Origin of the sequence: Paenibacillus pabuli, assembly GCF_039831995.1 — a bacterium.
Taxonomy (GTDB): Bacteria; Bacillota; Bacilli; order Paenibacillales; family Paenibacillaceae; genus Paenibacillus; species Paenibacillus pabuli_C.
Window position 1 is genome coordinate 276,084 of the sequence record NZ_JBDOIO010000005.1, and the last position, 20,921, is coordinate 297,004.

Here is a 20,921-nt window from a genome sequence, read left to right on the forward strand (position 1 = left end):
CCTCAACCTCCCGTCGCTGTCGTGACCGTCTGCCGCCCAGGCAGAGGTGCACCAGCATCGTAATTCGCACGCTTCACATACTGACCCGATCCGGCCGCACCAACAAACTGACGAGCCTTAATGACATACCCCCCCCGGCACAGTACGGTGATGGGACACCCCTGTATCTGCATGCCTTCGAAGGCGCTATAATCCACATTCATATGATGTGTACTGGCCGATATCTCCCGGGAAATGGAAGGATCAAAAATAACGATATCCGCATCGGTACCGACTGCAAGCGTCCCTTTCTGCGGAAACATCCCAAACAGCTTGCTCGCCCGCGTAGAGCACAGATCTACCCATTGATTCAATGAAATGCGTCCCTTGGCAACTCCCTCCGAGTATAAAATGCTAAGCCGATCCTCAATGACAGGCCCACCGTTAGGGATTTTGCTAAAGTCATTCTTCCCCAGATCCTTCTGTCCCTTGAAATTAAATGAGCAGTGATCGGACCCAATGGTCTGCAATTGGCCGCTCTTCAGTGCATTCCACAACACATCCTGATGGGAGGCTTCCCGGAGCGGCGGAGACCAGACGTACTTCGCCCCTTCAAAATCAGGCTGATCCATGATGGACTGATCCAGCGTCAGATACTGCGGGCATGTCTCGCCCCAGATCCGGTATCCCATCTCACGCATACGTGCAATCTGCTCCACGGCTTCGGCGCACGTCACATGCACCACATACAGCTGTGAATCCGCAAGCGCAGCCAGACGTGCAGCGCGTCCTGTCGCCTCTCCCTCCAGGATGGAAGGGCGCGTAAGTGCGTGATGGATGGGCTCGGTCCGCCCCTCGGCGAGCGCCTGACGTACAAGCAGATCGATGACGTCCCCGTTCTCGGCATGCACCATGACCAGTGCACCGTACTCTCTGGCCTTTTGCAACGTCTGATAGAGGATACCATCATCCGCCTGGAACTGGTTTTTATAAGCCATGAATACTTTGAAGGAAGACACCCCTTCCTCCTCAATGACCTGCGGCAGTTCCCCCAATACCTGGTCATTCATCTCCCCGATCATCAGATGAAATCCATAGTCGATTGCAGCCTTACCCTTGGCCTTCGCATGCCATTCCTTAAGGGATTCGATGAGCGGTTTGCCTTTCTGCGTCAGACAGAAATCAAGGATTGTCGTTGTTCCGCCATACGCTGCCGCTGCGGTCCCCGATGCAAAATCATCCGCGGTCACTGTACCACCAAACGGCATATCCAGATGCGTGTGCGGATCGATACCACCGGGAATGACATAACAGCCGGAAGCATCCACAATCTCCGTTCGGTCATCCGCCACCACGTCCATGCCAATCTGCGTGATTTTTCCGTTCTCGATGAGTATATCTGCTTCAAATGTATCCGATGCCGTGACCAACACGCCATTCCGAATCAGTTTGCGCCCACTCATGATATCGCCTCCTTGGTTGATTGATCTCTGACCGATTGCAGCACAGCAATCGCTGATTGACGTTCATTCCAGGTTAATGGAGCCTGTTCAGGTGCTATTTCGACCATTTCAATAGCCCCATCCACCGGACATACAATCGAGCAAAGGTTACATCCCACACAGTCTTCCTCGACCACCTCCAGATAGGCGCCGGAAGGATCGGTCAGCATATCGATGCACTGATGCGATGTGTCCTCACAAGCGATATGGCACTTGTTGCAGTTAATGCAGACATCGCGGTTGATACGGGCGACCACTTTGTAATTGAGATCCAGATTGCCCCAGTCCGAATATCGGGGTACCGTCTGGCCCACAAGTTCCGCCACACTGCTCAGGCCCTTTTCATCCAAATAATCATTCAGCCCTTCGATCATATCCTCCACGATGCGAAAACCATGATGCATCGCTGCCGTGCATACTTGGACTCCTGTCGCTCCCATGAGCAAAAACTCTGCCGTATCCCGCCAATCGGATATGCCGCCAATGCCCGAGATGGGCACGCCCACTTCCGGATGGCGGGCACATTCGGCCACCATGTTGAGGGCAATCGGCTTCACGGCTGGTCCGCAATAGCCTCCATGGGCCCCTTTACCGCCTACATGGGGCACGGTATTCCACGAATCCAGATCCACACCTGCCAGAGAGTTAATGGTATTGATAAGAGAAATGGCATCCGCACCACCGCGCACTGCGGCCCGGGCCGTTGCCGTAATATCCGTAATATTCGGTGTCAGCTTCACGATCACGGGGGTCGTCGCGACTTCCTTCACCCACATCGTCTGCAGCTCAACCAGATCCGGCTGCTGACCGGAAGCTGCCCCCATGCCGCGTTCAGCCATGCCGTGAGGGCAGCCAAAATTCAGCTCCAGACCATCCACTCCGACGGCTTCCACCTTTTTGACAATCTCATGCCACTTCTCCCGCTTCGGTTCCACCATCAGTGAGGCAATGACCGCGCGATCCGGGAAGCGCTTCTTGGTTTCGGCAATCTCCCGCAGATTGACCTCCAGTGGACGATCGGAGATTAACTCAATATTGTTGAAGCCCGCTACCCGCTGTCCGCCGAAATGTACAGCGGCAAAGCGGGAAGACGTGTTAATGATCGGTTCACCCAGCGTCTTCCACACCGCACCTCCCCAGCCTGCCTCGAAGGCACGCTGCACCTGATATCCCGTATTGGTCGGCGGAGCGGATGCCAGCCAAAATGGATTGGGTGATCGAATACCTGCCAGATTAATCGATAAGTCAGCCATAACGATCCCTCCTTGGTGTTGTTTGCATATATGGTCTTGCCTTGCACTCGATTGCTTTAGGGTCTGAACAGCATACGAAGCACAAGCTCACCTCAAGCCGTCTCCTCCACCTGTCCAGGCAGTGCTTTCATCAGTGCTGCTGCGGCCAGCTTGCCCTGCTGTGCTGCCGAGACAACCATGGCCTCGCCCTGCCCCTGGCCGAAAATCACATCCCCTGCCGCATAGATCTGTGGATGAGAAGTTCGGTAGGTCTGCTGCTCCACCTCAATAACACCCCAGTGATGACGCAGACCGAAGGCTTCAATGAGAGGCAGCAGCCGGTTCTGTCCGATCGCCCGGACGACGGTGTCACATTCAATCATGAACTCCGTTCCTTCTTGGGGTACGGGTAATGCACGTCCGCCTCCTGGCGGGGTAACGAGTTCCATTTTTACACACTCAACCGCCCGAACTCGCCCATTCTCATCGCCAATGATGCGCTGTGGCATCGTAAACCAGCGGAACTCTACACCTTCCTGTTTTGCAAACGCATATTCAAACGCATAGGCCGTCATCTGACTCTCCCCGCGCCGATAGAGCATCTGCACACGCTCTGCTCCCAGACGTACCGAGCAGGTGGCTGCATCCACTGCCGTGTTGCCCGCACCGATGACGGCCACTTTCAGACCATTCAGAGCAGGCGGGACGCCCTGCTTGGTGGATTCCACCAGTTCAATGGCATCGTACACCCCTTCCAAGTTCTCGCCTTCGATCCCGAGCATTGGAACGGAACCCATACCACAAGCCAGAATGACAGCTTCATGCTGTTCCAGCAGTTGTGAAGTGGGAAGATCTACTCCTATACGTACGCCGTACCGAATGTGTACTCCCAGTGCCAGAACCTGTTCCACTTCCCACAAGGCCACCTCCTCCGGTAATCGGAAGGATACGATCCCGTACGTATTTAATCCACCACCTTTGGATTTCGCTTCATAGATCGTCACCTCATACCCTGCACGACCGAGCTCTCTGGCTGCGGACAAGCCGGCAGGTCCGGCGCCCACAACAGCAACGGAACGGCCATTGGAGGGGGCTGCCTGGAACAACGGTTCATTGGTCGCCCGTGCCCAGTCCGTGGCGTATCGCTGCAGGTCACCGATGCGAATGGGCTTAGACGATTCATTCAATACACAGGCACCTTCGCACAATTCCTCGGTTGGACAGACCCTTGCGCAGCTGGCTCCTACCGGATTGGCATCCATAATGGTTCGGGCCGAGCCTTTCAGATGACCTGTCGAGATTTTCCGAATAAACGAAGGGATGTTGATATCCGTTGGACATGCCTTGATGCAAGGTGCATCGTAACAGTACAGACAGCGGTTGGATTCCTCCATCGCTTCCTTGCCTGTCATAGCAGGCTTCATCTCGGCAAACCGGCTCTCCCATCCATAATCGGATAAGGCTGCTCCCGGGCTGTTTATCATGACCATGCACCTCCTGAGATTGATCTGGGGTCCGTGTTATTTTTTGAATACTACCTTCCATATGTTAGAGGTTAAACAGATGCTCATACGTCTCAGGGCGACGGTCCCGATAAAATTGCCACACATTGCGCACTTCACGGATGATTTCCGTATCCATCTCGCCGATGACAATCTCATCCTGATCCCTGCTGCCCATGGCAACCATTCGTCCGCGCGGGTCCACCAGATACGACTGACCATAGAATTCCCCCATGTTCCAGGGCGCCTCGACGCCTACCCGGTTAATGGCAGCCACGTAATAGCCGTTGGCAACCGCGTGGGCAGGCTGTTCCAATTTCCACAGATATTCCGATGTACCAGCCACCGTGGCTGACGGATTGAACACAATCTCCGCTCCGGCGAGTCCCAGCAGACGGGCTCCTTCCGGAAAGTGCCGATCATAGCAGATGTACAGGCCTACTCTGGCGTAAGCTGTATCAAATACCGGGTATCCGAGATTCCCGGGCTTGAAATAGTATTTTTCCCAGAAACCGTTTGTGCCCTCGCCCGCTTCCACATGCGGGATATGATGCTTGCGGTATTTGCCAAGATAGGAGCCGTCGGCATCAATCACGGCAGCCGTATTGTAATAAGAAGCAATGCCTTCCACCTCGTACACAGGCAAAATAATTACCACGCCCAGTTCCTTCCCAAGCTCCTGAAAACGCCTGGTTGTCGGACCCTCCGGCACCGGTTCGGCAGATGCATACCATTTGGGATTTTGTTCGGTGCAAAAGTAGGGTCCATAGAAGACTTCCTGCAATCCGATAATCTGCGCGCCCCGGGCAGCCGCTTCACGAACCAGCGTGATATGCTTCTGGACGGCTGCCTCTTTGTGGTGTTCAACCGGGGCCGACCCTTCCACTTCATGCGAAGCCTGAATCAGGCCAATACTGATTTTTACCATACGCCAGTAGCGCCTCCTTCTACCCTGATTAAGATGTATTACAGATAAATCCGATCGTTCATCGTTTCCGTTTTCTATCCGAAAATGTGGATCAGTCCTCCGATCCGATGTCAGCAGGCAGCTGACTGCATATCTGCCGAATCGTGCGATATAGTACCTCCGTTCCCAGCGCAATGTCCTCCGGGGAGGAATACTCACTCGGGTGATGGCTGATCCCATCCTTGCTGCGGACAAAAATCATGCCATAGTCACACACATAAGATAGCGCCAGTGCATCATGGAACGGACCACTCATGAGCTCCGGCAAGGACAATCCCATCTCCTCCGCAGACGAGCGAATGGCCCCCTTGATTCGTTCCGCACAGTAACGCGGTTCGCTATTGGTATCTTCGGTCAGGGAATAGGTAAGACCATACTGACTGCATACTTCAGCCAGCACATTCATCAGCCGGGCTTCAATCTGATTACGGCGTTCCATCTCCATATCGCGCAAGTCCAAGGTGAAGCTGACTTCTTCCGGGATAATGTTGCGTGAATCCGGGAATACCCTCAGACTGCCCACGGTACCAACCGTGGGGGCAGCCGGATCCTCTCTCACCATATCGTCAAACGCCGCAATGACTCTGGCACTGCCTACGAGCGCATCATGCCGCATGGCCATCGGCACCGAACCGGCATGCCCTGCCATGCCCTTGATCGTAATCGTGAGCCATAACGGGCCGGAGATGCCCGTGACCAACCCTACCGGGGCTTCCAGCGATTCCAGTACAGGGCCCTGTTCGATATGCAGCTCCAGATAGCTGCCGATGGAACCAGGCGCATAGACGCCTTCGGCAAGTTTCTCTACCGGGCAACTGAAGGCTTCCAGCGCCTCCCGGCGAGTCACCCCGTTCCTGTCCTGCCGCTCCAGTTCCCCCTCCTCCAATTGCCCGGTCATTCCCCGGGAGCCGAACAAGCCTTTATTGAACCGGGAACCCTCTTCATCGCAAAAGGCAACGACCTCAATAGGCATAGCAGGCTGAAGGCCACTCTCCATCAGGCACTGCACAGCTTCCAGTGCACCCAGGACCCCAATGGCTCCATCATATCGACCACCATAAGGCTGTGAATCAATATGCGAGCCGACCATGAGAATGGGCTGTGAAGGGTCAGTACCGTCAAGTCGGCCAATGAGATTGCCGAATGGATCCAGACGGGTCACCAGTCCGGCTTCTTCCATCCAGAGACGCACCTGAATAATGCCGTCCATATCTTCCGGTGTGAGGGCAAGCCGGCAGACGCCCGTCTCTCCAATTCGCCCAATATGGGACAATTGTTCAATTCGTTCATTTAATCGAAGCTGGTTAATGCCTTTTCCGGTTGTGGTCTGCATCTTCCCTCGCCTCCATGGCGCTTTATTTTCCAACGAGTCAAACGATAGTCATTCCTGGGATTAGGGGCTATCCATCCACTATCCTGCCTCCATACTGCGCAGTGCCTTAAGCAAACTTTCCGCAATCAGATCCAGCTCATCCTCCGTGGTGACAAAGGGTGGTGATATCGTCAAAATGTTAGCGAACCCGGGTACCGTGTCCCCGTTTTTACCGATGAGTATGCCGTCCTTCTTACAACTGGCCAGCACGTGTGCCACCTTCCCTGCATCTGCCGGGGAGCCGTCCGCTTCAATAAGCTCGATGCCGCAGGCGAATCCAAACATTCGAAGATCTCCGACCACGGACAGCTCCAGCAGCGGCTCCAGCTTCTCCCGAAGCAAGCGCCCCAGTTCCTCCGCACGCTCCACCAGATTTTCACGCTCCAGGATGTCGAGATTCGCCAGTGCCACCCGGCAGGAGACCGGATTGCCACCGAAGGTATTTACATGGCGAAAGTGTGCATCCGGTCCGGGTTCCCGGAACGTATCGTACAGGTCCGCTCGCACGGCTGTAGCCGATAACGGAGAGTATGCGCTGGTCATCCCCTTGGCCATCGTGACAATATCCGGCTGCACCCCATAATTCTGATGTCCGAACTTCATTCCCGAACGACCGAACCCGCAGATCACTTCATCCACAATCAGCAGCACACCATAACGCTCACAGATCTCCTGCACGGTACGCATGTAGTCTGGAGGCGGGACAATCATGCCGCCCCCGGTAATCACCGGCTCCATGATCACCGCAGCCACGGTCTCAGGGCCTTCCCAGCGGATAATCTCTTCATAGATGGTTGCACATTCGAGTCCGCATCCATCCTTGTTCCGTCCAAACGGACAGCGATAGCAGTACGGGGGTGGGACATGGGAGAAGCCCACGCCAAGCGGCTCATACTTGATCTTGCGGGCGGCTTGCCCCGTGGCACCGAGTGCACCCATGGAGTTGCCGTGATAGGCCCGGTGACGGGAGATGAACTTGTGTCTGGTTGGCTCACCATTCTGGTGATGAAACTGACGGGCTATTTTGAACGCCACCTCATTGGCATCCGATCCGGAATTGGAGAAGAAGATTCGATAGTCTCCCTCCAGCCATTCGTTCAGCTTCTCTGCCAGCAAAATCGCCGGTTCGTGGCTCTGGGTCATCGGCACATAGGCGAGTGATTTCATCTGCTCGTATGCGCTCCTTGCAATCTCCTCACGTCCATGCCCGACATTCACGCACCATAAGCCGGACATGGCATCCAGATACCGCGTACCATCCTGATCCGTAATCCAGCTGCCTTGGCCGCTGACCGCAATCATCGGATGATCGTTATGCGGCGAGATGTGATGCCACACATATTTACGGTCCTTCTTCAGCCATTCTTCCTTGGTACCGCCAAGCGGCTGAGGTTGCTGATCCACGGAGCTCATTCGTCATCCTCCTTCGACTGCCTTATTTCACCGCTTCTTCGTAAATGCTCTTCTCCAGCGCTTCATCCAGATTGGCTGCCTTCTTGATCAGGCCATAATTGAGTGCAATATCTGCTGTACGAGCAAACGATTCATCCACAAAACTGCCCACCTGCTGCTCCGTAAATCCTTCCGGACGAATCAGCTTCGCGATTTCTTCCAGCATCGTTACCTGATGTTCACGGGTCGTACTGCCGTCGGTCACGTTGCTCATGACGATATCCACGGTTTCCGCCTGGTTGTCGATGGCGTAGTTCCAGCCTTTCAGAATGGCACGGGTGACTTTAACAGCAAGATCGCGGTTGCTGTCGACCCAGTCCTTTTTCGCAATCAATGTATCTTCCAGCATGCCTACGCCGGCATCCTCAATGTTGAATACATCCAGATCGGACTCCTGTACGCCGCTCTCCAGCACGACGTGATATTCGTTATATATGGTGGCTGTTGCGACATCCACCTGATCATTGAAAAACTGATCCATCGTAAACCCCTGTTTAACCAGCTCAATATCCTTCTTCGGATCAAGTCCGTTCTTCTCCATAAAAGCGAGGACCTGGAACTGCTGGCTGCCAAACCATGTGCTTACCTTTTTGCCTTTCATTAGTGCCGGATCGGTAATTCCCGCTGACTTCTTGGCGATCAGGCGATAGCTGCTCTTCTGTGAGATCTGGGCAAGGGAGACCAGCGGCAGACCGTTGTCGCGGCTTACCAGCAGACTGTCTACCCCGGTGATACCGACATCGGCTGCGCCGTTTACCACCTGCTGTTCAATGACGATATCGGGGCCACCCGGAATAATCTCTGCATCAATACCTTCATCTTCAAAATAACCTTGTTCCTTCGCGGCATAAATTCCGGCAAACTGAGCCTGCGGAACCCATTTGAGCTGAATTTTCACGTTGGTTAAGGACCGCTCTGCCTCTCCTCCTGAACTTGCCGCAGCAGGTTCGGCAGTTGGTTCCGTCTTCGCGGAACATGCTGCCAGCAAGGCAACAAGGAGTATTAGAACAAACACCATCAAACCCGATTTCAACGTTTTGTACATATACAAACAACCCCCTGTTTATATAAGGATTCAATCAGGTACTGCAGCGGATCTGTGGTGTTCCGGCAAGCTGATGATGTTATGCGTTGGTGCGTACACGATTCCAAGGAATGATCCGCTTCTCCGCCAGTACTACCGCTTCATAGAGCACGATGCCGAGAGCGGCGGCAATGACGATACAGGACCACGCGAGGGGCATGTTGGCGAGGCGGATCTGATCCGACAGCAGATATCCAAGCCCTTGGGAGGCGATAAAAAACTCGCCCACAATGGCTCCGATAATACTGGTGGACATGTTGATCTTCAGCCCGGCAAAGAGGGACGGCATGGCGTGTGGCAAACGCAATTTCAAGAAAGCCTGCATACGGCTTGCCGCAAGTCCGTCCAGCAGTTCACCGTACTGCGGCTGTATGGAAGTGAGCCCTTTGAACAGACTGACTGCCATGGCTGCCATCGTAATGACGGCCACTACGGCAATTCGCGACCAGATGCCGTCCCCAAACCAGTTGTTCATGATGGGTGCCAGCGCCACAATCGGCACTGCGTTAAGAGCCGACATCACCGCGATACCCGCCTTCCCGCTAGTTGGGAAGAACGATGCCCCTGCCGCTGCGACCGCCCCCAGTAGGGAACCAAGCAGGAAGCCTCCCAGCATTTCCGTTCCACTATATAGGGCATATCGAAAGAGCATTTCCGCATTATCCCTTATGGAAGCTGCAATGGCTGAAGGTACAGGAAGCTGATAACTTTCCAGGGAAAACAATTGATGAAACAGCCGGAACTGCCACAAGGCGAGAAAACATATACCTGCCAGCCAGGGGAGCAGACGCAAAATGAGCCATTTTTTCCGCGCAGTACCGACCAACTGTCCCTGTTCTGCTTGTCCCTGAACTTCCGAACCGGGGACAGAAGCAGCCACAGCTGACCCGGACAAAGATGCAGAGCCAGGTAAGGCTGCTGTCCCGTTCTCATCGCGTTTGCGGTTCACCACCACCCCTTCACTCATACCGCGTTCCCTCCCTTGGCTCTGAATTCGGGCTGCCAAGGCGTTAACCAGCGCTCGGCCAGGCTGATGACCAGATACGAGATTAGCCCAATGCCGATGCTGAGCACGATCGTAGCCCAGAACATACCGACCTGAGCGCTGCCATAATACAGGGAACTGACCATCAGGACACCGAGTCCATCGGGTGCACCCATCAGCTCAACTACGATAGAAGAAGTGACGGCTAACGGGGCTGCGATTTTCATGCCGGAGAACAGCCCTGGCAGGGCAGAAGGCAGCAGACATTTGATGTACCGGGCAGGGAGTGATGCTCCGCAGGAACGCATCAGCTCCAGATGCTCCGGTGCGGTGCTCTTTAATCCTTTTAGCGTGTGAATGACAATGGGGAAGAATGTAACATAAGCCGCCATGACGATCCTGGCCCACTCGGCATTATGGATGATGCCATAGACGATTGGTGCGAGACCGATGATCGGGATCATCTGCGAAGAGATGACATAGGGAGATAATGTACGTTCCAGCCAGACGGCCGCACTCATTAGAAGGGCCAGCATCAGACCCAGCAATGCTCCCCCTGCGAATCCAATCGCTGCGTTTCCGAACGTCACTGCCCCCTGCTCAGCAAGAGTGCCCGAGTAACGAACCAGTGCAGCAAGAACATCATGAAGATAAGGCAGACGGGATGCAGCCTGCTGCGGTGGCATCCACATGTGGAGAATCCACGCAATCCCCTCCCACAGCAGCAATAGGGATAGAATCCATATCACGATCCAGGAACGATATTCCAGCTTAAATGAGCGCAGGGACATGGCTCGGATCACGCTCCTCATGAAAACAATTGCGAATGGTGGTCAGCATGCGGTAGAAGTCTTCGGTCTCTCTCAGATCATTGGTTCGATCCGTAGGCAGTGTGACAGAGTGAATGGAATGTACCTGCCCGGGATGTGCCGAGAGGACGATAATGCGGTCTGACAGAAATACGGCTTCGGGGATACTGTGTGTAACAAAGAGGAAGGTTTTGCCCGTGGACCGCTTGATATCAAGCAGTTCCAGTTGCAGCTTTTCTTTCGTGAATTCATCCAGGGCGGAGAACGGTTCATCCATCAGCAGCAGCGGCGGATCCAGTGAAAGTGCACGCGCGATCGATACCCGCTGCTGCATGCCTCCACTGAGCTGCCAAGGATAGTGGTCGGCAAATCGGGTGAGCCCGACCATCTCAAGCAGCTCACTGCTGATACGGCGGCACTCTTTTTTGCTTGTGCCCAGGATCTCCAGCGGCAGCTCTACATTGTGACGTACCGTGCGCCAATCAAACAGGGCTGGCGTCTGGAATACGATACCGAATTGTCGCTGCAGGCGTGCCTTCTCAGGTTCTGAACCTGCAATCCGGACGCTGCCTGAAGTGGGCTGCAGCAGATCAGCTATGAGCCTGAGCAATGTCGACTTGCCACAGCCTGAGGGGCCAAGCAGCGAGGCGAATTCATTGGACTGAATCTGGAACGTCACATCAGACAGTGCGGTGACCTGCTTCGTTCCGGTGCCAAATACGACAGATACATGATCGACTTCAATGTGGCAAACTTCGGGGACGTTCATGGATGACATGGGCATTCTCCTTTTCGCGGGAAAGTAGGTTTCATTTCACCAAGGCCGAATGGAAGGTTTGCGTTCACGAACGTAACAGAATTTTCTGGTTAGGTAATACTATATATCATTGGGCGGAAATTACATTATACAGACTGTTTTGAGTATGGGCCTGTTCATGTTACACAGTGTAAAATGAGACAAATTCTCATTCAGAACGATGTCAGCCCATGGATGGTTTATCTGACATCACTTTATTCGATATGCCTATATAGCCCTGCATTCCAACATGCTTTATGGATTACTTATTCGTGCATGTGTATAGAACTGGGTACGGATTCCAGTACAATAAGACCTACAATATAGGTCATTTGCATGCCTGTCCTCCTTAAAAAGCGCATGTTTCTTTGTATTTATTGAATAAATATTCGGAAAATATGACATATACCCTCGTATTCTTGGCGTTTTTCTTGTATAACGTTCTATATGGAAAAGACAGGATGTTCCTTCTTTTAGAAATTACAGAATCCATATCGTTTCACGAAAGGGCTGCGCAATAAGCTTTCAACTTCAAAGATCGGGGTGGTCTGTATGTTTGATTGGCTTGGCTGGAGAAAAGGGTGGCCGTTATGGCGGTCATATCGGTTGAACGCTCATATCAAGAGCGATGTAGAGGAGATTTTTGAGGGAATTGCCGAAACGAGACGGCAGCTTCTATTGGATTGGGCGGATGAGCAGTGGCGTCATATGGATCGCTTAGTGCATCAGGTCAAGTCGGCTGGACTTCTGGATGCAGTACACGCAGCACAGAATAGTACCACATGGGATGCATGCTTCAAAGCAGCTTACATCCGGGCAGCAGATAGTACGGAGATTTTTATGCTGGACGAGCAGAATCAGGTTGTATTCTCTACATATAAAAAACAAATTGGACAGATCTATGAAGATAACGAAGCTTCCATTGGACCAGGCTTGAAGTACGCAAGAGCAGATGCGACCGGGAGAAAATGTCTCTATGGACCCTATTCCGATCCAGTGACACGGGAGATCGGGCCCCGCTCCTCCTCTTTTCACGATGATGTTACCCTCATGTTCATTGAACCCATGGTGCACGAAGGGCGCTACATCGGTTCACTGTGCTGCCGAATCCCCAATGACGTGCTCGGTGACTTGATTCAACGGGAGTCCGGACATGTCTATCCCGATTCGGGGGACAATTATCTCTTTATGGCCGAATCGAAACTGCGCCCGCAACTGCAGCCAGGAACGGCTTTGTCTCGCAGCCGCTTCGAGGATCGTACATTTACGCATGGCGAAAATCTCAAGGATGGCGTTACAACCGACTGGGGGGTTGTATCCGTCGGGGAGCACACCGAGCTGGAGCTGATCTTTAACGACCCTTCCACTGGTGAACTGCATCCCGGTGTTGCGAGCACCATCCGTAACGGCTCCAACCTGTTTGCTGCCTATCCGGGCTATTCCGATTACCGTCATATTTCCGTCATCGGCAAAGGCATCACCTTTCAGCTTCCCCACTGTCCCGATCGATGGGGAATGATGTGCGAAGGCGATCTGGAGGAAGTGTACCGGATACGCAGTATCGGCTGGCGTCAGTTCAAGCTGCACAGCCTGTTCATCGGTTTGTCAGGGGTTGGAGGAGCGGCTCTCGCCTATGCATTATCAGGGAATGCATGGAGTGCAGCAGCTCTGGCGGCATTCAATATCATTTTGGGTTTGGTTACAGCAGATCAACTGCAGCGGAGACACTATCAACGTGTGCACGAGGACTTGCGGCGCATCACCCGGTTTATTCGGATCAACGCGGAGGGTCAGGGCGATCTGACTCAGCGTTTGGATACATCGGATTTTACACAAGATGAATCCGGTGAACTCGCAAAATGGATTAATAACATGATTGATTCGCTAGAGGGCATCATGCTCAAGGTTCAGGTTGCCACCGTGGATGTAATGAACAACCAGTATCAGATGCGCACGTCCACAGAAACGACCCAAGTTACCACCGAACGTGTAAACGATAAGCTGGGCTCCATGATCCATGGCATACGCGAACAACTGGAGGACCTCGATCAGGCCAAGCTGGCTGCTGACCATATGCGTCTTACACTGCAGCAGCTGGAGACTTCGGCCACAGAACAGATTGTAGTGGCACGTCAGGAGGTGGAGCGCATTGGCGGCAAAATGGCTCAGATCTCCGGGACCGTCAAGGATACCAACCGTACGATTCTGTCTTTTATGGATACCATGCAGGATATTTACCGTGCATTGGCAGCCATCGATGAGATTTCCGCTCAGACCAACCTGCTCGCACTGAATGCCTCCATTGAAGCTGCACGTGTCGGAGAGCATGGCCGAGGTTTCGCCGTCGTTGCCGGGGAGATTCGCAAGCTGGCTGAGCTGTCCCGCTCATCCACCGAAGACATTCATCAGATTCTGGACAATATTACCAGCGCAGCCGATGCTGCCGCCCGCTCCATTCATGAGGGAGATCAGGTGCTTGCTGAAGGCAGTACTCTGGTGCAAGCAGCTGCACAGCTGCTGCAAAGTGCGTCAGCTGAAGATTCGCAGAGGACACAGGTTGTGGATCAAGTCGTTAGGCTGATGGAGAATATCGCTGCCATCAGCCATAAAAACCGCTCCACATCGGCAGAGGTAGAGACCGAGATGGTGGCACTGCTGAGCGACATGATGCATGTTCAGCAGTCGTCGCATAATGTGGAAGCCATCACCGTATTCCTGCAGCAGGTCGTGGGTCAATTCCAGTTGACCCATCCCGAAAAAATCGCTGCCACCTGACGTCATCATTGACGCGGATTGGAGAAATAGCTAAAATTTGATGCAACTGTTCTTTTGAAATTCGACATTGTCGTATCGTTCATTTTATAGAAGCTTTCCAATCTGAATCAATGAAAGGGTGGTCTGCATGGAAATGCTCCAGGATTCGTTTGGCAGGATCCATGACTACATCCGTATTTCGGTTACGGACCGCTGTAATTTGCGTTGTGTGTACTGTATGCCGGCCGAAGGCATGGAGTTTGCCCCACATGATGAAATTATGAGTTTCGAAGAAATTACCCAGGTGCTCAAGGTACTTGCCCCGATGGGCATGCGCAAGGTCCGTCTGACTGGCGGCGAACCTCTGGTACGCAAGGATCTGCATAAGCTTGTTGGCATGATCTCGGCCATTGATGGAATTGAGGATATTGCGCTGACGACCAATGCGCTGTTACTGGATAAACAGGCCCAGGCACTGAAAGACGCTGGGCTGAACCGCATTAACATCAGTCTGGACTCCCTTCATGCAGACCGATTCTCCATGATTACCCGCGGAGGAGACGTCAATAAGGTGCTCAAGGGAATTGAAGCTGCAACGGCTGTTGGACTTGCGCCAATCAAGCTGAACGTGGTGCTGATGAAAGGTATCAACGATGATGAAATCAAGGATTTCATTGCCATGACAATCGATCAACCGCTGCATGTGCGTTTTATTGAATACATGCCAATCGGACATGCTTCGGATTCGTGGCGCCAATCGTATCTGCCGCTCGAAACCGTCACCGATGTGTGCGCAGAAGCCGGCTGGACAGTAGAGAGCACATCCGGCCCGGCAGGAAACGGCCCATCCCGCAACATGAAGATTGTTGGTTCACAAGGCACCTTCGGCCTGATCCACCCGGTAAGCGATCACTTCTGTGACAATTGCAACCGGCTTCGCCTGACGGCAGACGGACATATCAAGGCCTGCCTGTACTGGTCGGATGAGTACAATGTTCGCCGCTATGTAGATGATCCGGATGCGATGGCTGCCCTCTTCCTCAAAGCACTCGGCACGAAGCCGAAGAACCATGAAATGGCGCTGGCGCTGGAGCAAAAAATGCAAAGCCATACCCCAACCGTACGGCGCATGTCCCAGATCGGCGGCTAGCCGATTTTTTAAAGTAGCATAATGGTTACGACGATTGAGGAATGATGTATTGTAAGTAAGCACAACAAATGCTGCGCAAACGGTACTAGCTTGTAATTAAGCCGCGAAGGAGATATCCTTTGTGGCTTTTTCCGTAAATCCCTACGAGAATCACTATTAAAAGAGGATTTCCTTTTTCCTTTCTGCTACTGAAATTGTTACAATAAGAAATGAATCTACATCTCCCTCTGGGTCTTCATGATCTCCTTGATCTGGACGATGTATAGTCAAAGTGAACTAATCAAATATCACGCACATAGGAGCTGACTGGATGAACATCGTTGAAGCCATGGTCGCAGCAAGTCCATATTTTAAAATCATGCTTAAGGAACATAATCTGATGATTGCTGTAACCGACACCGAGAAATTCTGGTATTATGTGCCCAGCGAGGATCTCGACCTCGGCATTAAGGCAGGAGATCCGGTTTCACTCGAGGATCCTACACTGCGCCGTGCCCTGATCAACGGCGAGACGTCAGCCAATCGCATTGAAGCACACCATTACGGAACAGCTCTCAATTCTACGGCTACGCCTCTGCGCGATGAAGCGGGTAATATTGTTGGTGCCCTGGCCATTGGCTTCTCCCTGAAAAACGAAGAGCAGCTTGGACATTTCACGGAATTGATCAGCGGCATCAGTGGCAGGCTGACCGACATGGTCCAGACTGTAGCGGCTCAATCCGAAGAGCTGACCGCTTCCTCTTCGCAAATTCTGGACAATACCAAGGTCGCCGTTCAAAATGCAGCGGAAGTTAATAAAGTCGCTTCGTTTATCCGGGAAGTCTCCGAGCAAACCAATTTGCTGGGCCTCAACGCCGCTATTGAAGCAGCACGAGCGGGCGAGGCAGGCGCCGGATTCGGTGTGGTAGCCTCCGAAGTACGCAAACTGTCCACCGGAACGAAGGAAGCTACCGTGAATATTGAGCGTTCCCTCCAGGACGTACAGCATTCCATCCGTCAGATGGAGCAGGAGATTACGTCCATTTCCCAGTCCAGCGCGCAGCAGGCCGAGCTCGTTACGGAATTTAGCGAGGTTATCGACCAGTTGAACAACGTGAGTGAGGAACTGAAGCACTTTATTGAATCCATGATCCTGAAGGCGGAATAATATAACAGCATGAATACGTGTTACGACCGGCTGCAACTCAGCCTGTAACACAATGAACCCCGTACGCTATCGTGCGGGGTTTTTCACAGCAAAAATATCTCTGTGAAAGTTACATATGAATCCATTTCCATATCATCATGGCAGCCATCATGATCATCACCACTGCCGATAACCGATTGAAGACGAGACTGATCCGTCCAGTAGAATCCGTTCTTCCAATCCACCTTCCGGCACTTGCGAGTCCAAGGAACCATATCCACGAAACCGAAGCTGCCGTGATGGCAAAAGTAATCCGATCCATTCCTTCATACTGAAGCGAGCTGGTACCGATTACAGCTACCGTATCCAGCAGTGCATGCGGGTTAAGCAGGGATACTGAAGCTGCGAAAGCAATCTGACGCCCAGCGGTCAACACGGATGATGAACCACTCACAGTTCCGGATGACTTCCATATGCTCCATGCCATATACAGCAGAAATGCACTCCCCCCTGCATACAGCACACCGGAGAGCAGCGGCCATTGCAGCAAAATGAGGGACACTCCTCCGACCGCGGTCCCAATTAATAACGTATCGCTAATGCCCGCTGTCACCACCGCCGGAAGTGCACGCAGTAAACTTCGCTGGCTCATTCCCTGGTTAAAAATAAACACATTCTGCACACCAAGTGGCAGGATCAGGCCAAACGCCAGTACCACGGCATGAAAAAATACACTCATTGTTCATCCCCCTTGTATATATCTCTATATTAGGGGGGATGACTTTCCGTGTGACCCACCAATTGGGTGGCATGGAGACCAACCAAAATGATATAGTGGTCGGTATACCAATAAGGTGGTTCAATCATCTACTCCCAACTGGAGGCAAGTTAGGCATGAAGCATACCGATCCAAGACAGGGCATTGACTGGAAACCTGATCCCGCTTCACCCCTGTCCCTGTTTCGTCAGATTGAAGTATATATCCGTGAGAAAATAACGACCGGAGAATGGACAGCGGGCTACCGCCTGCCTTCCCAGCGAGTACTGGCACAGTCCATGGGCATCAACCGCAGTACACTCGTCGCTGCGCTGGACAACCTGACCGCCGCTGGCATGATTGAAGGTAAACGCGGCGGCGGAACCTATGTCTCCGGTTCCGGCTGGCATGTGCTTGCCCAAGGGGCACCGCCCAACTGGAACGAAGCAATCGAAGAAGGCTGGTATTACCCTAACCTCCCTGAAGTACAGCTCATTAACCGTGCCGAGTTCCAGCCTGGCATCATTCGGCTCGGAACCGGAGAGCTTGCACCTGAACTAATGCCGGAAGATGGCTTCAATGACATTCTGCGTTCCCTCTCGGAACGCTCCCGTACATTAAACTACCTTGAGCCTCAAGGCAGTCAGGAGCTTCGTGAGGCCTTGTCTGACTATCTACTGTCCTGCGGCATTCAGGTGTCTCCAAGTGCCGTTCTAATCGTCTCGGGCTCGCTTCAGGCGCTGCATTTGATATCGGTCGGCCTGCTTCCCCGCGGGTCAGCCGTCCTGCTGGAAAAGCCCTCCTATCTCTATTCCATTCATGCCTTTCAATCCGCGGGATTAAAAATGAATGGCATCCCCATGGATGCGGGCGGATTACACATACAGCGTCTGGAAGATATGATCCGGGGAGGCATTCATCAGGGTCACACTTCGCCGCTGCTCTACACCATACCGAGCTTCCACAATCCGACGGGCTCCGTCATGAGCGACGCTCGCCGAAACGAGTTGATGTCTGCAGCCCGTGCCGGAGGCATATCCATTCTGGAGGATGCTGCCTACACGGACCTGTGGCTGGACATGCCCCCGCCGCTATCGTTAAAAGCGAGGGACACGGATGGTCGCGTGCTTCATATGGGCACGCTGTCCAAAGCTGTCAGCCCCGGCCTGCGTCTTGGGTGGCTGGTGGGACCTGAGCCGGTTATTCGCCGTCTGGCAGACATCAAGATGCAGACGGATTATGGCACCAGCTCACTGGCTCAGGAAGCGGCCGCTCTCTGGTTTGGGGAAGGATACCATACCCGCCACATGAACCATCTGCGGCCAGAGCTTCGCCGCCGTAGAGACTTCATGCTGGAGCTGCTGGAACGTTATTTCAAGGACATTGCCGAGTGGAACAAACCAGCCGGAGGCTTCTACATCTGGCTCAGGTTCACTGCCGCCACACTTTCGATTCGCCAGCTATTTCATGCCTGTCTCCAAGATGGTGTGCTCATTCATCCTGGATTTCTGTATGATCGCCTGGATGCGGACCACCTTCGTTTGTCCTATGCGTATGCTTCGCAAGGCGAGCTGGAGCGCGGGATGCAGCTACTGGCGCAAGCAGCCAGAAAGCTGTTGGGTTAACAACAAATAAACCGCCTTGTACTGGAAGGAGGACATCCTTCAGCTCAAAGCGGTTTTTCACCTGTTATCCCTTAACTGCACCTTCTGCAATACCCTCCATAATGAACTTTTGGAAGAAGGCATAGATCACAACAACCGGAATTGCAGTGAGCACCAGGGATGACAGAATCAGCGGCCATTCCTTGTTGTATTCGCCAAACAGCATATTGGTGGACAGAATCAGCGTGTAGCGATTCACATCAGTCAGCATAAGCAGCGGGAGCAAGAAGTCATTCCATATCCACAGGAAGTCCAGAATGGCGATCGTAACCGTAATCGGCAGCAGCAGCGGAAAAATAATCTGGAAAAAGGTCTGCACCTCATTGCATCCATCCATCTGTGCCGATTCTTCCAATTCACGCGGAATAGACTTCACAAACCCGTGATAGAGGAAGATCGCCATATTGACACCAAGCCCAATATAGATTAGTGCGAGTCCGTATGTGCTTCCCTGTACCGCCATACCTTTGGCAACCCGGGTGAGCGGAATCATGATGGAATGAAAAGGCACCAGCATTGAAGCCACAAACAGGAAGAAAATCAGGTTGCTCAGTCTGCCTGCAGTACGGGACAGCTTGTATCCGGCCAGCGAAGCGCAGAACACAATGCCGCCAATGCCCAGGAAGGATACAATCGCTGAATTCATCGAGCTGCCCAGCAGATTGATTTTGTTAAACGCATCGGAGTAATTCTCCCAATGAAGCGTCGTCGGCAGTGCGATAAACGACTGGAACATCTCCCCCTGTGTTTTGAACGAGTTTACGACAGCCATATAGATTGGCAGCATGGCCACGAGGGAACCCAGCACGAGCAGCAGTCGGATCAGGTAGCTGTTTAATCGTTGCATCCTCATGCTTCCACCTCTTTCTTCTTCATGACGGTGATCTGGATGAGTGTGAAGATGAGCACGATAATAAACAGTACAACCGATTTGGCACTGGCATAGCCGTATCTGAAGTTGTTGGAGAAGGCTTCTTCATAGATATTCATAGTGATGACTTGCGTGGCCCTGCCCGGACCGCCACCTGTCAGACCATACACCACTTCAAACACCTTGAATGCACCGTTCAGCGTCAGGAAGAAACAGATGGTAACAGCGTGGGTGATCATCGGCAGCACCACATTGCGAAGCACCTGAAAAGCGTTGGCTCCGTCAATAACAGCCGCTTCCTTAAGGCTCTTCGGCACGCCTTGCAGGGCAGCCAGATAGATAATCATCATGTACCCTATACCGTTCCAGAGTGATACAGTCAGGATCGAGTAAAATGAAAACTTCGGATCCCCTAGCCATTGCTGATCCAGAAACGTGAAGGCCAGTTTCTCGGCCAGCTGTGGCAGAACCTGAGAGAAAATGAACGTCCACATGAAGGCACTGATGATTGTACTGATCATGTTCGGCATGAAGAACAAGGTCCGGAAGAGCCCCTTGCTGCGCGTCCGTGTCTCAATGAACACGGCGAGCAGCAAGGCAATCCCATTTTGCAGAATCAGCATAAACACCACGTACTTAAGTGTGAACCACAGGGAATTCAGGAAGTCGGGATCCTCCTTGAACAATTCCACAAAATTTCCAAGGCCAATAAAGCTGTAATCCTGATTCAAGCCGTTCCAGTCCGTCAAGCTGTAGAACATGCCGCTAAACGTGGGGTACAGCAGGAAAATCGCATAGATGACAAAGGCAGGCGCAGTGAACGCGAGCAGTGACAGATACTTTTTGAATACATTCGTAGCCATAGGTTCTCCCCCTCTTCACTATAAGCAGACTCGCGTAAACGGGGGAACGAAGAACG

The 20,921-nt window shown here is 52.8% G+C and carries 17 protein-coding genes; 4 read left to right on the top strand and 13 right to left on the bottom strand.

Annotation, left to right across the window (positions count from 1 at the left end):
- Positions 1 to 2: 2 nt before the first annotated feature.
- The 10 genes from hydA to ABGV42_RS28080 form a co-directional block, all read right to left on the bottom strand.
- Complete coding sequence (hydA, locus tag ABGV42_RS28035) at positions 3 to 1,442, bottom strand: dihydropyrimidinase (RefSeq protein ID WP_347384648.1); 1,440 nt, start codon at positions 1,440 to 1,442, stop codon at positions 3 to 5.
- The gene (gene preA / locus ABGV42_RS28040; RefSeq protein ID WP_347384649.1) at positions 1,439 to 2,734 is read right to left on the bottom strand and encodes an NAD-dependent dihydropyrimidine dehydrogenase subunit PreA; all 1,296 of its coding nucleotides are present in this window, start codon (positions 2,732 to 2,734) and stop codon (positions 1,439 to 1,441) included. Before preA ends, hydA begins: the two co-directional genes overlap by 4 nt.
- 92 nt (positions 2,735 to 2,826) lie before the next feature.
- Positions 2,827 to 4,197 carry an NAD(P)-dependent oxidoreductase gene (locus ABGV42_RS28045; protein WP_347384650.1) on the bottom strand — a complete coding sequence of 457 codons (1,371 nt, stop codon included), beginning with the start codon at positions 4,195 to 4,197 and terminating at the stop codon, positions 2,827 to 2,829.
- Positions 4,198 to 4,261: 64 nt separating this feature from the next.
- Positions 4,262 to 5,143 carry a nitrilase-related carbon-nitrogen hydrolase gene (locus ABGV42_RS28050; RefSeq protein WP_347384651.1) on the bottom strand — a complete coding sequence of 294 codons (882 nt, stop codon included), beginning with the start codon at positions 5,141 to 5,143 and terminating at the stop codon, positions 4,262 to 4,264.
- A 91-nt stretch (positions 5,144 to 5,234) separates the two neighbouring features.
- Positions 5,235 to 6,515 carry a M20 family metallo-hydrolase gene (locus tag ABGV42_RS28055; RefSeq protein WP_347384652.1) on the bottom strand — a complete coding sequence of 427 codons (1,281 nt, stop codon included), beginning with the start codon at positions 6,513 to 6,515 and terminating at the stop codon, positions 5,235 to 5,237.
- 78 nt (positions 6,516 to 6,593) lie between these two features.
- Positions 6,594 to 7,967: an aspartate aminotransferase family protein gene (locus ABGV42_RS28060; RefSeq protein WP_347384653.1), complete on the bottom strand. Its 1,374-nt coding sequence runs from the start codon at positions 7,965 to 7,967 to the stop codon at positions 6,594 to 6,596.
- 22 nt (positions 7,968 to 7,989) lie between these two features.
- Entirely contained in the window at positions 7,990 to 9,051 is a 1,062-nt protein-coding gene (locus ABGV42_RS28065) for an ABC transporter substrate-binding protein (protein ID WP_347384654.1), read from the bottom strand.
- A gap of 79 nt (positions 9,052 to 9,130) precedes the next feature.
- Complete coding sequence (locus tag ABGV42_RS28070) at positions 9,131 to 10,057, bottom strand: ABC transporter permease (protein ID WP_347384655.1); 927 nt, start codon at positions 10,055 to 10,057, stop codon at positions 9,131 to 9,133.
- The gene (locus ABGV42_RS28075; RefSeq protein ID WP_347384656.1) at positions 10,054 to 10,866 is read right to left on the bottom strand and encodes an ABC transporter permease; all 813 of its coding nucleotides are present in this window, start codon (positions 10,864 to 10,866) and stop codon (positions 10,054 to 10,056) included. Before ABGV42_RS28075 ends, ABGV42_RS28070 begins: the two co-directional genes overlap by 4 nt.
- Positions 10,847 to 11,662, bottom strand: coding sequence for an ABC transporter ATP-binding protein (locus tag ABGV42_RS28080; RefSeq protein ID WP_347384657.1), 816 nt, complete (start codon positions 11,660 to 11,662; stop codon positions 10,847 to 10,849). The genes ABGV42_RS28075 and ABGV42_RS28080 overlap by 20 nt, the downstream gene beginning before the upstream one ends.
- Positions 11,663 to 12,232: 570 nt before the next feature.
- On the opposite strand from ABGV42_RS28080, the gene ABGV42_RS28085 reads away from it, so the two are divergent.
- From ABGV42_RS28085 to ABGV42_RS28095, 3 genes are all read left to right on the top strand, one after another.
- Positions 12,233 to 14,455: a methyl-accepting chemotaxis protein gene (locus ABGV42_RS28085; protein ID WP_347384658.1), complete on the top strand. Its 2,223-nt coding sequence runs from the start codon at positions 12,233 to 12,235 to the stop codon at positions 14,453 to 14,455.
- Between the two features lie 127 nt (positions 14,456 to 14,582).
- Positions 14,583 to 15,584 carry a GTP 3',8-cyclase MoaA gene (gene moaA, locus ABGV42_RS28090; protein ID WP_347384659.1) on the top strand — a complete coding sequence of 334 codons (1,002 nt, stop codon included), beginning with the start codon at positions 14,583 to 14,585 and terminating at the stop codon, positions 15,582 to 15,584.
- Between the two features lie 310 nt (positions 15,585 to 15,894).
- Entirely contained in the window at positions 15,895 to 16,731 is an 837-nt protein-coding gene (locus tag ABGV42_RS28095; RefSeq protein WP_347384660.1) for a methyl-accepting chemotaxis protein, read from the top strand.
- Between the two features lie 109 nt (positions 16,732 to 16,840).
- Here the strand turns inward: ABGV42_RS28095 and ABGV42_RS28100 are convergent, their stop codons facing one another.
- Positions 16,841 to 17,449: a LysE/ArgO family amino acid transporter gene (locus ABGV42_RS28100; RefSeq protein WP_347384661.1), complete on the bottom strand. Its 609-nt coding sequence runs from the start codon at positions 17,447 to 17,449 to the stop codon at positions 16,841 to 16,843.
- A gap of 155 nt (positions 17,450 to 17,604) precedes the next feature.
- On the opposite strand from ABGV42_RS28100, the gene ABGV42_RS28105 reads away from it, so the two are divergent.
- Positions 17,605 to 19,092 (top strand): PLP-dependent aminotransferase family protein, encoded by a 1,488-nt coding sequence (locus tag ABGV42_RS28105; RefSeq protein ID WP_347384662.1) that lies wholly within the window; start codon positions 17,605 to 17,607, stop codon positions 19,090 to 19,092.
- Positions 19,093 to 19,156: 64 nt separating this feature from the next.
- Here ABGV42_RS28105 and ABGV42_RS28110 read toward each other — a convergent pair whose 3' ends face one another.
- Entirely contained in the window at positions 19,157 to 19,984 is an 828-nt protein-coding gene (locus ABGV42_RS28110) for a carbohydrate ABC transporter permease (protein WP_095360004.1), read from the bottom strand.
- The gene (locus ABGV42_RS28115) at positions 19,981 to 20,865 is read right to left on the bottom strand and encodes a carbohydrate ABC transporter permease (RefSeq protein WP_347384663.1); all 885 of its coding nucleotides are present in this window, start codon (positions 20,863 to 20,865) and stop codon (positions 19,981 to 19,983) included. Before ABGV42_RS28115 ends, ABGV42_RS28110 begins: the two co-directional genes overlap by 4 nt.
- Between the last annotated feature and the right edge of the window lie 56 nt (positions 20,866 to 20,921).

What these genes read in the sequence shown, in the direction of transcription:
- ABGV42_RS28105 (WP_347384662.1), top strand. Translation starts at nt 17,605, where the DNA reads ATGAAGCATACCGATCCAAGACAGGGCATTGACTGGAAACCTGATCCC.
- ABGV42_RS28100 (WP_347384661.1), bottom strand. Translation starts at nt 17,449, where the DNA reads ATGAGTGTATTTTTTCATGCCGTGGTACTGGCGTTTGGCCTGATCCTG.
- ABGV42_RS28065 (WP_347384654.1), bottom strand. Translation starts at nt 9,051, where the DNA reads ATGTACAAAACGTTGAAATCGGGTTTGATGGTGTTTGTTCTAATACTC.
- ABGV42_RS28050 (WP_347384651.1), bottom strand. Translation starts at nt 5,143, where the DNA reads ATGGTAAAAATCAGTATTGGCCTGATTCAGGCTTCGCATGAAGTGGAA.
- moaA (WP_347384659.1), top strand. Translation starts at nt 14,583, where the DNA reads ATGGAAATGCTCCAGGATTCGTTTGGCAGGATCCATGACTACATCCGT.
- hydA (WP_347384648.1), bottom strand. Translation starts at nt 1,442, where the DNA reads ATGAGTGGGCGCAAACTGATTCGGAATGGCGTGTTGGTCACGGCATCG.
- ABGV42_RS28095 (WP_347384660.1), top strand. Translation starts at nt 15,895, where the DNA reads ATGAACATCGTTGAAGCCATGGTCGCAGCAAGTCCATATTTTAAAATC.
- preA (WP_347384649.1), bottom strand. Translation starts at nt 2,734, where the DNA reads ATGGCTGACTTATCGATTAATCTGGCAGGTATTCGATCACCCAATCCA.
- ABGV42_RS28055 (WP_347384652.1), bottom strand. Translation starts at nt 6,515, where the DNA reads ATGCAGACCACAACCGGAAAAGGCATTAACCAGCTTCGATTAAATGAA.
- ABGV42_RS28045 (WP_347384650.1), bottom strand. Translation starts at nt 4,197, where the DNA reads ATGATAAACAGCCCGGGAGCAGCCTTATCCGATTATGGATGGGAGAGC.
- ABGV42_RS28115 (WP_347384663.1), bottom strand. Translation starts at nt 20,865, where the DNA reads ATGGCTACGAATGTATTCAAAAAGTATCTGTCACTGCTCGCGTTCACT.
- ABGV42_RS28110 (WP_095360004.1), bottom strand. Translation starts at nt 19,984, where the DNA reads ATGAGGATGCAACGATTAAACAGCTACCTGATCCGACTGCTGCTCGTG.
- ABGV42_RS28080 (WP_347384657.1), bottom strand. Translation starts at nt 11,662, where the DNA reads ATGTCATCCATGAACGTCCCCGAAGTTTGCCACATTGAAGTCGATCAT.
- ABGV42_RS28070 (WP_347384655.1), bottom strand. Translation starts at nt 10,057, where the DNA reads ATGAGTGAAGGGGTGGTGGTGAACCGCAAACGCGATGAGAACGGGACA.
- ABGV42_RS28085 (WP_347384658.1), top strand. Translation starts at nt 12,233, where the DNA reads ATGTTTGATTGGCTTGGCTGGAGAAAAGGGTGGCCGTTATGGCGGTCA.
- ABGV42_RS28075 (WP_347384656.1), bottom strand. Translation starts at nt 10,866, where the DNA reads ATGTCCCTGCGCTCATTTAAGCTGGAATATCGTTCCTGGATCGTGATA.
- ABGV42_RS28060 (WP_347384653.1), bottom strand. Translation starts at nt 7,967, where the DNA reads ATGAGCTCCGTGGATCAGCAACCTCAGCCGCTTGGCGGTACCAAGGAA.